Raw genomic sequence first — 15,510 nt, 5'->3', positions numbered from 1 at the left:
AGAGCTTGCAAAGATGCGTACTCTTTTTACAGATGAAAATCCAGCTGACTGAAATACCGATCAAAGCAGAAAAGAGACGCGCCCATCATAGCATAGGGAAGGCAGAATTCCGGCGTGGATCCTCTGCCGGAAAAGCTGAAGGTGAGTTTTACTTCATTTTGAATGTTATGCAGAGAGAGCAGCTGAATCGTCTTGCGGAGATTATCCTGAAAATACCCTTCGGATTCGGCGTATTCTCCCTGAATGATAATCTCGTTGGGGTCATAGGCAATCTGCAGGTTATAGAGCAGGATGGAAAATTGCTGGATAAGAAAATCCAACTGCTTCTGGGCAAAATGATCGCCGGCGTTGGCAGCCAGAAAGATGTCATGCATGGTGAGGGAGGAAATATCCTGCTTCAGCAAGGACTGTGTGTGTAATTTCAGCTCCTTCTGGATCCGGGGAATGACATAATCGGTACCGACGCCGGTCTCAAAGCAGCCATAATTTCCGCATTTGCAGCGCCTTGCGAAGGTATAATCCGTCGTGATATGTCCGTACTCTCCCACCAGTCCGGTAAGCCCGTGGTTCAGATGTCCCATACGGATATTACTGCCTCCGACAGTAGTGCTGGAAAAGATGGTTACAATATTCTGCGTCCGTCGGATGGGATGATTTAATAATTCATAATAGCCGTAGTAACGGCTTGAGTTATCCAGATAGAAAGGGACGGAAAACGGAAGCAGCCGCCGCAAATCTTCGATCACATGCAGATTGGAGGGCCAGCCGGGATCCAGAATCGGCCGGGATATAATTCCTTCCTGACTGAGAACAATACCCGGGCAGTGGAACACGATGCCGCATAACTGATCTTCCGTAAGGCGGGTCTGTGCTAAAAGCGTCTGTATCTGGGCAACCATGACAGAGAGAGCCTCGGGATAGGTATATTCCGTTCCGGATTCGCTTTTCTGGTACAGCTCGGCGATGCAGTTATAATTCAAATTATAAATCTGGCAAAAGCAGGAGTGTTGAGAAAAAAATACCGTCATGGAATATCTGTAATTGGGATTCAGTGCATAAAGCTCCGGCTTTTTCCCTCCCTGCGTGGTGGAATCGCCTTTCCCGATAGAATGGATCGTACCCATCTCGATTAAATTAGTAAGGATGTTGGTGATAGCTGTTTTACTGAGGGAAACGACTTCCATGATATCACGTACAGCAAGCTGGTCCTTATCCCGGAAAAGCTGTAAAATGGCCTGATAATTCTGGCGGCGCAGATCGCCGGGTTTTGCTCCAATGGGTTTTTTCATAGCAGAATCCTCTTTCTTCAAGGAATATAACCTGTTGTTTCTTTTATTATCCACTCAGATGTGAAAAAAGTCAACAAAAAAATAACAAAGTTGACAAACTAAAAAGAAATCAAACAGAAATTAAAATAAAATAAAGAAGGATAATCAAAGTGGATTAGAAAATATGCACAAAATATGCGCAGATATTTAGTAAAACTGATGAATTAGACAATTTAATTGACTAACTATATTGACAAACTGAAGAAAGAACCATATAATAACCTTAGAAAAACAAAAAGACAGGAAAACAAAAAAACAAAAAGGAGGTACGATATGAAAAAGATGAAAGCGGTGTGTGCCAAGGGGGATGGAACAGTAGAAGTGGTAGAGGTTCCGGCTCCGGACATTACAGATGATTATGAATGTCTGGTACGCGTGACGGCTTGCGGTCTTTGCAGCAGCACAGACCTGAAAATTATCGGTTATGGAAGCGTGGGCGAGATGCCGATTGAGTATCCGACGCTGGTGGGACATGAGGGTGTCGGCGTCATCGAAAAAGTGGGAAGCAAGGTCCGGAATTATAAGGTAGGTGATCGGGTTACTTGTCCCATCGGCCTTCCGGTAGAGGGCTACCACAATAACTGGGGCGGCATGAACGGCTATTGCGTGACCTTTGACGCACAGGCGATTTTTGAGGATGGCTTAAAATCAGAGTATGAATTTACAAAGAATCTGGATGACCCCATCGATTTCCTGACGAAACCGATTCCGGAAGGAATGTCAGATCCGGATGCGGTTATGATTCTGACCCTGAAGGAAAACTACAGTGCGCTGAAAAATTTCGGCGTGAAAAAGGGTTCCCGGGTATTGATTTTCGGAGATGGCGCTGTAGCGTTGGGCTTATCGATTTTCGCGAAATGTCTGGGAGCAGAATGGGTAGGAAATATCGGACATCACGACGAGCGACTGGCTCGTATTAAAAACCTGGCAAAGGTAGACATGACAGTAAATTCCCATACAGAAAATGTAGAGGAAGCGATAGGAGATAGAAGATTTGACGTAGTAGTGGATGCGGTAGGAAGCGTAGACATCATCAAACAGGGAGCAAAGTTCCTGGTTCCGGGCGGACTGGTAGGTATCTACGGCGTATTGCATAAAGGACATTCCACACTGGATCTGCAGGATTTACCGAACAATGTAAGACTCCAGATGCTGAACTGGCCTTATCATGAGCACCGTCAGCATGAGGAAATATTAGAATTAATCAGAGAAGGAAAAGTAGACCCGAAAGAATTCTACAGCCATGTACTGCCGATTGATGAAGCGGAAAAGGGCGTGGAAATGATTAAGAAACGGGAAGCATATAAAGTGATTTTTACAATGGAGTAAGGAGCGCCTATGAGTGAAGAATATGCATTGGAGCTGTCCAACATAACAAAAACATTTCCGGGCGTGAAAGCTCTGGATCATGTAAGCTTCGGGGTAAAGAAGGGTACGGTTCATTCTCTCGTAGGTGAGAACGGAGCCGGAAAATCGACCTTGATGAAAGTAATCAACGGAATGCACAAGGCGAACGAGGGAACCGTCGCGGTACATGGAAAGGTAGAAAATATCACCTCTCCGGGTATGGCGGAGAAGCTGGGAATCGCCATGATCTTTCAGGAACTGGTCTATGTGCCGGGACTTACGGTAGCGGAAAACCTGTGTCTGGGCCATCATCCGACGACCAAGCTGGGACTGGTAGACTGGAAGAAAATCAACCGGGAAGCGCAGGAGCTTCTGGACAGGGAAGGTATCCATGTAAAAGCGACGACGATAATGGCAGAGGTTCCCATTTCAGACGCGCAGATGATTGAGATTGCAAAGGCGACCAATAAGGGCGCGAACATCGTAATCATGGATGAGCCGACCTCCTCCCTGACACAGCATGAGTCAGAAAGACTGTTTGCAAAGATTCATGAGCTTCGGAAAAACAACTGCGCTGTGATCTATATTTCCCATAAAATGGAAGAGGTTTTTGAACTCAGCGACTATATCACGATTATGAGAGACGGCCACAGCGTCCAGACAGGACCGATCAGTGAGTTCGATGAAAAGAAGGTTATTTCCGCGATGGTAGGCCGGGCGGTGGAGAATATCTACCCGGTGAAAAAGGGAGAACCCGGGAAAGTCCTGCTGGAAGTAAAGGATCTGAATGCAGGAAGAACCAGCCGCAATATTAACCTGAAGCTGCGGGCCGGAGAAATCGTGGGAATGGCCGGACTGGTAGGAGCAGGAAGAACCGAAACCGTACGCGCTATCTGCGGCCTGGATCCCTTTGAGTCAGGGGAGCTGGTACTGGATGGAAAAACCTACACCAGCATGACGGTGAAGGAGGCAATTAACAACGGTCTGGTGATGGCTACCGAGGACAGAAGAAAATACGGAATTATCCCCTGTAGAAGTATCAAAGAAAATATTTCACTTCCAAACTTGAAAAGTCTCTGCAAAGCTGGCTTTCTTAATAAGAAAAAGGAAAAGGAACAGGTACAGGATTATTTCAAACGCCTTCGAATCAAGGCGAACAGTATGAATGTGGATGCCTACACGCTTTCCGGCGGAAATCAGCAGAAGCTGGTGCTGGCAAAGTGGCTGATGTCGAATCCGAAGGTTCTGATACTGGATGAGCCCACGCGAGGCATTGATGTGGGAGCCAAATATGAAATCTATGAACTGATGAATGAAATGGCTGAGGCAGGAATGGCTGTGCTTATGATTTCGTCCGAGCTGCCGGAGCTGATTGGTATGTGTAAGCGGATTTACGTTATGGCAGAGGGTGAGATCAAAGGGGAACTGGAAAATGAAGATATCAGTCAGGTAAGCGTTATGCAACTGGCGACAGGAGGACACTAGAATGGCGAAAATAAACAGTAAGCAGGCTGTCAATTTTGTGACACAATACAGTATTTATGTTATTACCTTGGTTTTTATGATTATTTGTGCATTTATCAATGACAGGTTTCTGACGGTAGATAATATTATCAATATTCTTCGCCAGGTATCGGTATATGCACTGCTTGCTTTCGCAGAGTCTGTCTGTATTATTTCAGGCAACTTGGATTTGGCTGCGGCGTCCACGCTGGTATTTGCGGGCTGCCTTTCCATATTTGTATATGTGGGAACCGGATCTTTGATTCTGGCGGTGATTGTGGCAATCCTGATAGGCGTGGTGATTAACCTGATCTCTGGTATCATTGTAGCTTATTTCAATATTCCGCCATTTGTGGCGACATTGGGTATGCAGATGTCTGTACGTGGAGCAGTTTACCTGCTGACAGACGGTATGACAATCTCCGAAACAGGCGAGAATTTCAAGGCACTTGGACAGGGATATGTGGGACCCATCCCGAACCCGGTCATTATCATGATGGTTTGCGCGGTTATCTTCTGGGTGATTCTGGATAAAACGCGTCTGGGACGTAATTTCTATGCGGTAGGCGGCAACCGGGAAGCAGCCAGAGCTTCCGGTATCAATCTTCGTAAATATACCATTCTGGCTTATCTGGTTGCAGGCGCCTTCACAGGCCTGGCAGGAATTGTATACTGCTCCCGAATTAACGCGGGAACTCCGGCAGGAGCGCAGGGCTATGAGGGCCAGGGAATTGCAGCGGCGGTTATTGGTGGTATCGGTTTCGCGGGAGGTACCGGTAATGCGTGGGGAGCGGTTATCGGTGCGGTTGTAATTGGTATCATTAATAATATATTGAACCTGATGGGAGTGAATTCATATATGCAGCAGGTGGTAAATGGCCTCGTAATAGTTCTTGCTGTAGGTCTGGATACTTTCACCCGTTCAAAACGTACATCATCATAAAGGAGGAAGAGTATGAAAAAGAGAATTGCGTTACTTTTAGCAGGAGTTATGGTAATCGGTATGCTGGCAGGCTGTGGAGGAAAGAGTGAGACTCCATCCTCTGACACAGCGGCAGCCACCACAGAGGATGGAGGTTCTGGCGCGGCAGCGGAGCTGGCGGGAACGAAGATTGCGTGGGTATGTAACCAGTCTGACGCATGGCATCATCAGACGGCGGTGACAGCACAGGAAAAGTTAAAGGAAAATGGCTATACCATAGATCTGTTTGATACTAAAAACGACGACGCAAAGGGACTGGAGTGTCTGGAGCAGATTCAGATTGCCGGAGATTATGGCCTGGTTCTCTATTCAGGAAATGTAGCTCAGGTAGATGCTTTCAAGAAGCTGATGGACAGCGGAACCAGTGTTGTAATGTATGCGATTGATATCGAAGAGAATCATGACGTGATATCCACCTGGGTATGTTCGGAGTATGACCTGGGATATCTGGCAGCAAAAAAAGCAGCTGAGCAGCTTCCTGAGAATGCGAATATTGTAATCCTCCGCGGCGTGGAAGGTTATTCAGGCTCCGTTCTCCGAGGAGAAGGCTTCCATGCGGCACTGGAAGAGGCAGGCCGTGACGATATTACAGTTCTGGCAGAGAAGTTCCAGAAATTCCAGAAGGCAGACGCGATGACCTGTATGGAGGACTGGATTACCGCTTACGGCGATAAGATTGACGGCGTTATCTCTGAGAATGACGATATGGCCCTGGGCGCAATCGAGGCGCTGCGCGGCGCAGGTATGACGGCAGACAAGGATCACGTTCTGGTATACGGTATCGACGGACTGTACCAGGGCTGCAAGGCCATCAAGGAAGGCAGCATCCAGGCGTCCGCATATCAGAATTCCAATGATTACGCAGATGCAGTACTTACAAGAATCCAGAAGCTGGAGAGCGGCGAGATGAAACCGTCCGACACAGAGGATCTGACCTTTGGAGCTTCTTATATTGATTCTTCCAACGTAGATGAGTTCCTTACCTATTACGAAGAGAACGGAATGGCGCAGTAAGGAAAAGAACTGAAAAAACCGAATAGAGAAAAGAACGAGGCGGAAACGGAGACACCCCTGTGGGTGTCTCCGTTTTAAAATAAAAAGAGTTGTGACAGAGCGAAAGGCGAAAAGGAGATAGGGGTATGAAAAAATTAGTATTGGGCGTGGCCCCCATTAAGCGTTTCTTCCTTCCGATGGAAGCGGCCAAGGAGCAGAAAGATATTTTTATGGAAGTCATCAGGGGAATCCGCCCGGATGCAGTAGAGATTGTAGATATTGACGATTTATGTGAGAATGGAATTGCGTTTGAATATGAGACCGTAAAAAAGGCTGTAGATAAATTTAAGGATGCGAGAATCGATGCACTGTTTCTTCCGTTCTGTGACTTTGGCGAGGAAAGCGTAGCGGCAGGAATCGCTTCTCAGTTCCAGGTTCCGACCCTTGTATGGGGACCGCGGGATACCATCCCGAATACCGATGTCAGCAGAGGAAGAGATACCCAGTGCGGAATCATCGCGGCGACTAAGGTGCTGAGCCGGAGCGGCGTGAAATTCAGCTATATTGTGAATAGTCCCGCAAAAAGTAAGAAATTTACAGATGGATATGAGACCTTTATCCGCACAGCAATGGCGGTAAAAGCGATGAAGGGACTTCGCATCGCGCAGATTGGAAGCCGTCCGGAGCCGTTCATGAGCGTTATTTCCAATGAAGGGGAATTGCTGGAGAAGTTTGGAGTGCAGCTGGTTCCGATCGCGATAACGACGATTGCCGGATATACGAAGCAGATTGTGGAAGAGAACGGCGAGGAACTCAGAAAATACGTAGAAGAGTTCAAGGGCAGAATGGCGTTCGTAAGAAATATGAACGAGGAACAGGTGGTATGGACCTGTGCCATGACCATGGCGATGGAAAAGGCGATTCGGGAAAAGGATTGTACCGCTGCTTCCATGGAGTGCTGGACCAGAATGGAAGAGCTGAAGGGACTTCCCTGTATCAGTATCGGTGAACTGAGTGATCGGGGACTTCCGGTTTCCTGCGAGGGAGACGTAAGCGGAGCAGTAACCCTGGCGATTATGAATGCCTGCTGTCTGGGCGACACGGCACAGTTCTTTGCGGATCTGACCATCCGTCATCCGGAAAACGATAACGCGGAGCTGTTATGGCATTGCGGACCCTTCCCCTATTCCCTGCGGGATCCGGAGAAGAAGGCAGGAATCGACGCGTTCAACGGACGCTGGGAACTGAAAAAGGGCGAGATTACCGTATGCCGCTTCGACAGCATCGGCGGAGAATATGTGCTGTTTGCCGGAGAAGGAAAGGCTACCGACGGACCGGAGACCACCGGAACCTACGTATGGTTTGAGACGGATAACTGGGAGCAGTGGGAAGAGAAGCTGGTATTCGGCCCCTATATCCATCATGTAGGCGGTATGTACGGCTCCTACGCAAGAGCGCTGGAGGAAGCGGCAAGATATCTGAACGTAACCTACGATACACCGGGAAAGAATCAGATAAAAGGTCTGTAGGAAGGAGAAACACGGATGAGAACCATTCAGGCAAAACCCATTACAAGAGAGAATTTCAGAAGCTACGGAGAGATTGTGGATATGTTTCATCCGGATTGCTGGGGCTTTGGAGCCGGGACCGAATCGGCGTTTTTCCCGGATGCATTAACCCTTCCCATGGGAAACAACAATCCGCCTTCCGTATGTATCTGCCAGGTGAAGAAAAGAGAAAATATCATAACCAATTATGAATACCACGATTATACCTGCGAAGGCCTGCTTCCTATTGACGCGGACATCGTTATTTACGCGGGCTGGGGCTTCGGGGAAATTGGACCGGAGTGTATCGAGGCATTCGTGGTACCGGCGGGAACCTTTGTCAAGCTGAAGCCGGGCGTACTGCATGGAACGCAGTTTGTAGTGGATAAGGAGCAGGCGACGATTCTCTGTGAGCTTCCGGGCAGAACCTTTGCGACAGATTTCAAAGGCGGAAGCTTTGAGGAAAAGGATTATATCAAAGTAGAAGTATAGGGCAGGGAGGAGCTCAGATGGCAGAAGGAATTGTTTTTGGAATTCAGAGATTTTCCATCCACGACGGACCGGGAATTCGGACGACTATATTTTTGAAAGGGTGCAATGTGAATTGTGTCTGGTGTCATAATCCGGAGGGAATTCCTCTGCGTCAGATACTTTCCTATAACGCATCCAAATGCATCGGCTGCAGAGGCTGTGAAGCAGTCTGTCCGCAGAAGGTACATACTTTTACGGAGGAAGGACATAAGGTAGACCGGACGCTCTGTCAGTTTTGCGGAAAATGCGTGGAAATCTGTCCGGCAGAGGCCCTGGAGGTCCTGGGCGAGCGGATTACATCGGAAAAAGCAGTTAAGCAGCTTCTCCGTGACAAGCATTATTTTACAGGAGAGGGAGGAATTACCTTATCCGGCGGAGAAGCCCTGATGCAGCGGGAATTCGCGACAGCGATTCTAAAAGGAGTGAAAGCGGAAGGCGTGAACACGGCGCTGGAGACCAATGGAACCCTTCCCTGGGAATACTATGAAGAGGTACTTCCCTATGTGGATATTTTCTTAATTGATTACAAGGTGACGGATCCGGAAGTTTACAAAAAATATGTGGGCGGAGATAACAGTAAGGTCGAAGAAAATATCAGACGGCTTTATGCTTCCGGTGCTAAGCTTCGAATTCGCTGTCCGATTATTCCGGGCGTGAATGATACAGAGGATCATTTTAACAAAATTGCGGAGCTGACGAAGGAACTTCCGGACGTAGAAGGGGCGGAGATTTTGCCTTATCATAAGCTGGGAGTGTCAAAGGCGGCGAGAATCGGCATCGAAAGTGAAGAATTCGAGATGCCATCCAACGAAACAGTAGCAGAATGGAAAAATTATATCTGGAGCCAGGGAGGACGCCTGGTGAATGCAGATTGAGAGGAGGAAAAACGATGAGGGATTTGACAAGAATCAGTTCTGTAAAAGAAATTAAGGGACGCGGCACAGAAAGAATCGAGGCCATGCGGAAGGTGGTACAGGATTTAAACGACGCGGGACTTCGGCAGACGCTGCTTTATACCAATATGGCTGCATCCATAAAGGCAACCAAGGGCGAGCCTACGGCAATCCGCCGCGCGAAGGGCTTTGCGTACCATCTGGATCATATAGAGCTCCCGATCTATGAAGCAGAGCAGCTCATTGGGTCTGTGACAGGTATGTGGCCGGTAGACGAAGAGAGAAATAAGCTGACCTACGAAGATTATTATAAAATGGCTGTGGAAGCCCTGGACGCCCATGAGGCGACACGGGGCGAGCAGGAAGAACGGGAGTCCAGAAGTCACATGAGTGACGGAGAAGGTAATATGTCATTTGAGGAAAATGCGAACTCCGGCAAGATGCGTTTCGGTTCCCTGATGGCCAGAGACCATTACGACGCGTCGATTCCCTTTGATATTCTTCAGAAGCTGATCAAGACGCTGAATGAGGAGCGGGCAGACAGAAAGTATGAGCCCTATGAGGTCGGCAAGGTTCTGGAGCTTACTTTTACCTATGATTACGGAAAAGAGACGACGGACGCGCTGCATGAGATTAACTGGAAGGTTGCAAACCATACCAATCTGAATTATAAGGATCTGGTAAAGCGCGGATATCAGGACATTCTGGATGAAATCAACGAGAAACTGGAAAAGGCACAGGACGAGGACAAAAAGGTCTTCTATGAATCCACCAAGATTGCGGTGGAAGCAGTGATCCATTATATCCGGAAGTACGCGGCTGCAGTAGAAGCGGAGGCAGAAAAAACAGCAGATTCCGTTCGAAAGGAAGAACTGCTGGAAATGGCCCGGATCATGAAGAAAGTTTCCACAGAAAAGCCGGACACCTTTGTGGAGGCCCTGGAGCTGGTATGGCTGACCCAGCTTATCGGCAACCTGGAGGGAGGCTCCGCTCTTTCTCTGGCACGCTTCGACCAGTATATGTATCCCTTCTATGAGAAGGATATGGAAGAAGGAAGACTGACGGAAGAAAAGGCCTTTGAGTGGATGTGTGCGCTCTATCTGAAGCTGAACGAGCCGAAGATGCGTACGGTGCAGAGCCTGTGCGTGGGCGGCGTTACCACAGAGGGCGAAAACGGAGCCAACGAGCTGACAAAGCTTTGCCTGGAGGTCATGACATTTCTGGCAATGCCTTATCCGAACATGTCTGCTCGTCTGAATCCGGAGAAAACACCGAAGTGGCTTTATGAAGAGGTTATTCGTACAGTGAAGGCAGGCTGCGGCCAGCCTCTGGTGCTGAACGACAGTGTCTGGATTCCGAACCTGATGAGTGTAGGCGTTCCCCTTGAGGCGGCACGGAATTATTATAACATGGGCTGTACAGAAATCATGATCGAAGGAAAAGACGCAAACTGGGTGACAGGAGGTATGCTGAGCTTCCCGGAGATTCTGGCAGATCAGGTGCATGCGGCGGCAGCAAGCGGCAAAACGTATGCAGATTTTGACGAATTCCTGGAGGAATATCTGACAGAGCTCCGTCAGGAAGTAGATAACAGCGGAAAGGCTGGCGCAGACTTCCTGAAAGTAGAACGGCAGGGAAGTCAGGATCCCTTTGCGTCTGCGTTAGTCGAAGGCTGCCTGGAAAAAGGACTGGATTATTTCCAGGGCGGAACCCTGATGGGAAGCCCCATCGCCATCATGGGCCAGGGACTGGGAACGGCTACAGACTCTCTCTCTGTTATCAAAAAATTCGTATTTGAAAAGCAGGATCTGACCCTTGCGCAGCTTGCGGAGGCCATGGACGCGGATTTTGAAGGCTATGAGCTTCTCAGAAAGAAGCTGGAGAAAGCGCCGACCTTCGGAAATGACGATGATTATGTGGATGATATTGCGACGAAGATCTTTAATACCTACTCCGCTCAGGTGCGGAAGCAGAATGAGATTTATAAGCTGGATAACGCCCGTTTTGTAAACAATGTGTTCAGCTACAATCTGCATATCGAGCTTGGTGAACTGACGCCTGCCACACCCAACGGAAGAAAGAAAGGAGAGGCGCTCAGCGATTGCGCGGGACCGAGCCAGGGCAGAGACAGCAATGGACCGACCGCGTTGCTGAATTCGATTTTCAAACTGAGTACAGACGATATTACAGGAGCATTTGCGTTAAATGTGAAGATAAGCCCGTCTCTGGTAAAGGATCAGGAGGGAACGGCTGCGGTGGTTCGGCTTCTGGAAACTTATATCAGAGAAAAAGGAGCAGAAGTACAGTTCAATTATGTAGATGCTACAGCCCTGCAGGAAGCCCAGAAGGAACCGGCAAAACATCGGGATTTGGTAGTACGGATTGCTGGCTACTGTGAATATTTTGTAAATCTGGATTACAAACTGCAGAACGAGATTATTGAGCGGACTCTTCAGGAAGCAATGTAACCGATAGAAACCTTCACTACCTGACAGCAGGCGTACAGAGTTCTGTACGCCTGCTGTTGTTTTTAGAATAAAGGAGGAACCCAGATGGGAAGTCAATTGATTTTAGCTTATGATATTGGAACAAGCAGTGTAAAGACGTCTCTGGTAACGGAAACCGGAGAAGTTTACGCATCGGCGAAATGCGATTATGATACGCATCATCCGGAACCGGGAATTTCCGAACAGAACCCGGAGGACTGGTGGAAATGTGCCTGCAAAACTACAAAGGCTTTGCTGGAACAGAAGCCGGACGCGGGAAAACGGATAGCGGCTATCGGTGTCAGCGGCCATATGCTGGGATGTGTCCCGGTCGATGAGAAGTGCAAGGCGCTCCATGCAGCCCTGATTCATTCGGATTCCAGGGCCGGCGCACAGTTTGAAGCGATAAAAGCAGGGATAGGAAAAGAGGAGCTTTACCGAATTTCGGGAAACGTACTGGACAGCCGCTCTTCTCTCTGCAAGATGCTGTGGTTTAAGGAAGAAAGGCCGGAGATCTATCGTAAGACAGCAAAATTCCTGCAGTCCAAGGACTTTCTGACGGCACGGCTTACCGGCAACATCGATACGACGGATTATTCAGACGCAAGCCATGGAGAGCTGATGAATATTCACAAAAAAGCGTATGACGCCGCGGTATATCGGGAGCTGGGGCTTGAGATGGAGAAGCTTCCGGAGCTTCATGCAGGAATGGAAATCGTGGGACATGTTACAGAAGAAGCGGCAAAGGAACTGGGGATTCCTTCCGGCATTCCGGTAATCGCGGGAGGCGGAGACGGAGCCTGTGCGGATATCGGGGCCGGAAATGTAAATACGGGAGACATTTATTGCTCCCTGGGTACGACCGCCTGGCTGTCGCAGTGTATAGAGCAGCCGTATCTGGATCCGGAACAGCGTATTTTTAATATCATGTCCCTGGATGGAATCCACAGCTCTCTGTTTGGAACCATGCAATCAGCGGGAGGAGCCCTGAAGTGGGTGATGAACGTACTTGGAACGCAGGACCTGGACGAATTTAACGCGCTGGCCGGAAAAATAGCGCCGGGAAGCGACGGCCTTATTTTTGTCCCCTATCTGGATGGAGAACGCTCCCCCATCTTTGACGCCAAAGCAAGAGGAATGTTTTTCGGACTGTCCATGTCGCACACAAGGGCGCATTTTATGCGGGCGACCTTTGAGGGCGTCGCGTATGCGCTGAACAGCATTTTAAAAGTGTTTGAAGCGCAGGGAAAGAGCGGACAGATCCGGATTATCGGAGGCGGGGCAAATTCTGCGCTGTGGAAGCAGATCCTGGCAGATGTGTGGAAGACGCCGGTGGCGGCTTTACAGGCCTCAGCCAATGATTCGACGTCTCTTGGCGTGGCGGCCGCGGCGGGAACGGCAGTCGGCATGTTCCGGGATCTGCGGGAAGCAACAGACTACATAAAGGTGAAAAATGTGACGGAACCATCGGATCATCAGAGCGCGTACGATAAATACTTTTCTGTTTATCAGAAGCTCTATGAGGATACGAAAGAGGAAATGCATGCGATAGGCTGATAGGCAGAAAGGATCGCGTATGGCACAGAATATGACAAAAGGAAATCCTACCAAGCTTCTTGTGGAATTTATGATACCTGTTTTAATCGGAAACCTGTTTCAGAATTTATACGGGATTGTGGATTCGATGGTGGTAGGAAGATATCTGGGTGTGGATGCCCTTGCTGCAGTAGGAAGCGTGGGAATTGTCACATTTGGCGTACAGGGACTGGCTATCGGAATGACCAGCGGCTTTGGAATTATCTTTTCTCAATGCTATGGAGGCCAGAAGGAGAGTGAGCTGAGACATCATATCGCGGTTGCGGCATACGTGTCAGTTATGTTTTCTGTGTTGATGACAGGAATTCTCCTGGGATATCTGCCGCTTTTGCTGGAGCTTATGAATATCCCGCAGGAAATCTATGGCGAGACAGAGCTGTATACCCGTATTTTTTTCTGGGGCTTTGGAGCCTGTGTGGCATATAACTTTTTTTCAGCAGCAGCCCGGGCCGTGGGGGACAGCCGTACACCCTTATATTTTCTCATATTCTCATCTGTGCTGAACGTGATTCTGGATATTGTATTGATTCGGGATTTCGGGATGGGAGTAGATGGAGCGGCGGTTGCAACGGTTGCTTCCCAGCTGCTCTCCGGAATTCTGTGCGGAATCTATGTGTTTGCGCGGTATTCCATGCTGCGGGTTCGGAAGGGCGAGTGGGCGTTTCGTGTGAAAAGTGCAGGGAGCCTTTTGAAAATGGGAATTCCGATGGCGCTGCAGTTTTTTATCACAGCTCTGGGCGGAATGATTCTTCAATCCACCCTGAACAGGCTTGGGGCGGCAGCGATAGCGGCATACGCGGCGGCGCAGAGAGTCGGACAGGTGATTCAACAGCCGGGAGTTGCGATCGGAACAGCCCTTGCCACCTATGTGGGGCAGAACACAGGAGCGGGAGAGATAGAAAGAATACGGCAGGGCGTCCGGAAAGCGATCACGATGACCATCCTGATTTTTGGCGTTTTGATGATTGTGTGTTTCTTTGCCGGAGAGTATACAGGCTTATTGTTTTTATCGGAACCGAATCGCGATGTGCAGATGTATTTGAACATGTATTTTCATATAGCGACTTTGTTTTTTATTCCGCTGGGACTTATCTTTGTATACAGAAATGCGCTGCAGGGATTGGGAGACGGTGTGTTTCCCATGCTTGGGGGCGTCTTTGAATTGCTGGGACGGCTGCTGGTGGTCGGGACGATTGGAACGAAGCTTGGATTCTTTGGAATCTGCTTCGGAGATCCGGCGGCCTGGACGATAGCCCTGGTTCCATTGATACCGGTATATTACTACAGATTAACAAAATTGCAGAAAAAAATCGGAGGAGAAGTGGAATGGCAGAGATAAAAGATAGAAATACCATGGGAAATGTTGTTCGGTTTACCAGAGAATATTTTGATTCAATTTTTGTAGAAGAACGTCTGGTAGGGGCAAAAAGGGCGTCCTTGAAAATGGAACTTTTTGGAGAAGAATTTGATTCGCCGATTATGACGCCGGCATTTTCTCATTTAAAAACATTTGCCAGCGAACGTGAAAACGCGCTTTGCGAATATTCCAGGGCAGCTGCGGAAATGAACCAGGTTAACTGGGTGGGCATGATGACCAACGACGAATTTGATCAGGCTCTTAAGACAGGCGCAAGAACCATACGGATTATCAAACCCTATGCAGATAAAGATGAAATCTACAACCGAATGGAATTTGCGGAAAAAAACGGAGCATTTGCGGTAGGTATCGATATTGACCATGTGTTTGGCGAAACAGGAGATTATGATTGCTGCTTTGGAAACTGGATGACGTATCAGACGGAAGAAGATCTGCAGAACTATGTGAAGGCGACGGGGCTTCCTTTTGTAGTGAAAGGCATTTTGAGCGTACAGGACGCGCTTGCGTGCCAGAGAGCGGGAGTAGCCGGTATTGTGGTCAGTCATCACCATGCGCGTATGCCTTTTGCGATTCCTCCGATGATGATTCTTCCGGAGATTGTAGAGGCTCTTGGAAAAGAAAGAAAAATGAAGATTTTTGTGGATTGTAGTATCGATAGCGGTGTAGATGCATTCAAAGCACTTGCTTTAGGGGCAGACGCAGTATCTGCAGGCCGGATTCTGATGCCGGGACTGGTAAAAGAGGGATGCGAGGGCGTAAAAGCATGCCTTGCAAAAATGAATGGCGAGCTTGCGGAAATGATGAATTATACGGGATGCGGTTCGCTGGATAAAATGGACGCGACGGTGCTGCGTTTTAAAGATGGAAGAAGAGTGGTGTAAGGATATCTTTGTGTGCAGACTTCAGAAAGAATGAAAGAAGCTAGC

At 48.6% G+C, this 15,510-nt stretch carries 12 protein-coding genes; 11 read left to right on the top strand and 1 reads right to left on the bottom strand.

Annotated elements, in window-relative coordinates; all coding sequences use genetic code 11:
- Positions 1-26: 26 nt before the first annotated feature.
- A complete protein-coding gene (locus tag OCV63_RS05955; RefSeq protein ID WP_158362730.1) occupies positions 27-1,289 on the bottom strand; it encodes an ROK family protein in 1,263 nt (420 codons plus the stop codon).
- A gap of 312 nt (positions 1,290-1,601) precedes the next feature.
- Here OCV63_RS05955 and OCV63_RS05950 point away from each other — a divergent pair, with 312 nt between their 5' ends.
- The 11 genes from OCV63_RS05950 (at position 1,602) to OCV63_RS05900 (ending at position 15,465) form a co-directional block, all read left to right on the top strand.
- Positions 1,602-2,657: a zinc-dependent alcohol dehydrogenase gene (locus OCV63_RS05950; RefSeq protein WP_158362728.1), complete on the top strand. Its 1,056-nt coding sequence runs from the start codon at positions 1,602-1,604 to the stop codon at positions 2,655-2,657.
- Positions 2,658-2,666: 9 nt separating this feature from the next.
- Positions 2,667-4,160: a sugar ABC transporter ATP-binding protein gene (locus OCV63_RS05945; protein ID WP_158362727.1), complete on the top strand. Its 1,494-nt coding sequence runs from the start codon at positions 2,667-2,669 to the stop codon at positions 4,158-4,160.
- Between the two features lies 1 nt (position 4,161).
- Entirely contained in the window at positions 4,162-5,121 is a 960-nt protein-coding gene (locus OCV63_RS05940) for an ABC transporter permease (RefSeq protein ID WP_158362725.1), read from the top strand.
- 12 nt (positions 5,122-5,133) lie between these two features.
- The gene (locus OCV63_RS05935) at positions 5,134-6,174 is read left to right on the top strand and encodes a sugar ABC transporter substrate-binding protein (RefSeq protein ID WP_158362723.1); all 1,041 of its coding nucleotides are present in this window, start codon (positions 5,134-5,136) and stop codon (positions 6,172-6,174) included.
- Positions 6,175-6,299: 125 nt separating this feature from the next.
- Entirely contained in the window at positions 6,300-7,682 is a 1,383-nt protein-coding gene (locus OCV63_RS05930; RefSeq protein WP_158362721.1) for an L-fucose/L-arabinose isomerase family protein, read from the top strand.
- 15 nt (positions 7,683-7,697) lie between these two features.
- Positions 7,698-8,192 (top strand): hypothetical protein, encoded by a 495-nt coding sequence (locus OCV63_RS05925; RefSeq protein ID WP_158362719.1) that lies wholly within the window; start codon positions 7,698-7,700, stop codon positions 8,190-8,192.
- A gap of 17 nt (positions 8,193-8,209) precedes the next feature.
- Positions 8,210-9,106: a glycyl-radical enzyme activating protein gene (locus tag OCV63_RS05920; RefSeq protein WP_158362717.1), complete on the top strand. Its 897-nt coding sequence runs from the start codon at positions 8,210-8,212 to the stop codon at positions 9,104-9,106.
- A gap of 14 nt (positions 9,107-9,120) precedes the next feature.
- Positions 9,121-11,592 carry a pyruvate formate lyase family protein gene (locus OCV63_RS05915; protein WP_262670663.1) on the top strand — a complete coding sequence of 824 codons (2,472 nt, stop codon included), beginning with the start codon at positions 9,121-9,123 and terminating at the stop codon, positions 11,590-11,592.
- A gap of 84 nt (positions 11,593-11,676) precedes the next feature.
- Entirely contained in the window at positions 11,677-13,167 is a 1,491-nt protein-coding gene (xylB, locus tag OCV63_RS05910) for a xylulokinase (RefSeq protein ID WP_158362714.1), read from the top strand.
- A gap of 19 nt (positions 13,168-13,186) precedes the next feature.
- Entirely contained in the window at positions 13,187-14,545 is a 1,359-nt protein-coding gene (locus tag OCV63_RS05905; RefSeq protein WP_158362712.1) for an MATE family efflux transporter, read from the top strand.
- A complete protein-coding gene (locus tag OCV63_RS05900) occupies positions 14,533-15,465 on the top strand; it encodes an alpha-hydroxy-acid oxidizing protein (protein ID WP_158362710.1) in 933 nt (310 codons plus the stop codon). Before OCV63_RS05905 ends, OCV63_RS05900 begins: the two co-directional genes overlap by 13 nt.
- The last annotated feature ends 45 nt before the right edge of the window (positions 15,466-15,510 follow it).

It is taken from the genome of Laedolimicola ammoniilytica (assembly GCF_025567165.1).
Classification (GTDB): Bacteria; Bacillota; Clostridia; order Lachnospirales; family Lachnospiraceae; genus Laedolimicola; species Laedolimicola ammoniilytica.
Note: the sequence above shows the minus strand (reverse complement) of the source record. Positions and strands in the feature narration are given on the sequence as shown.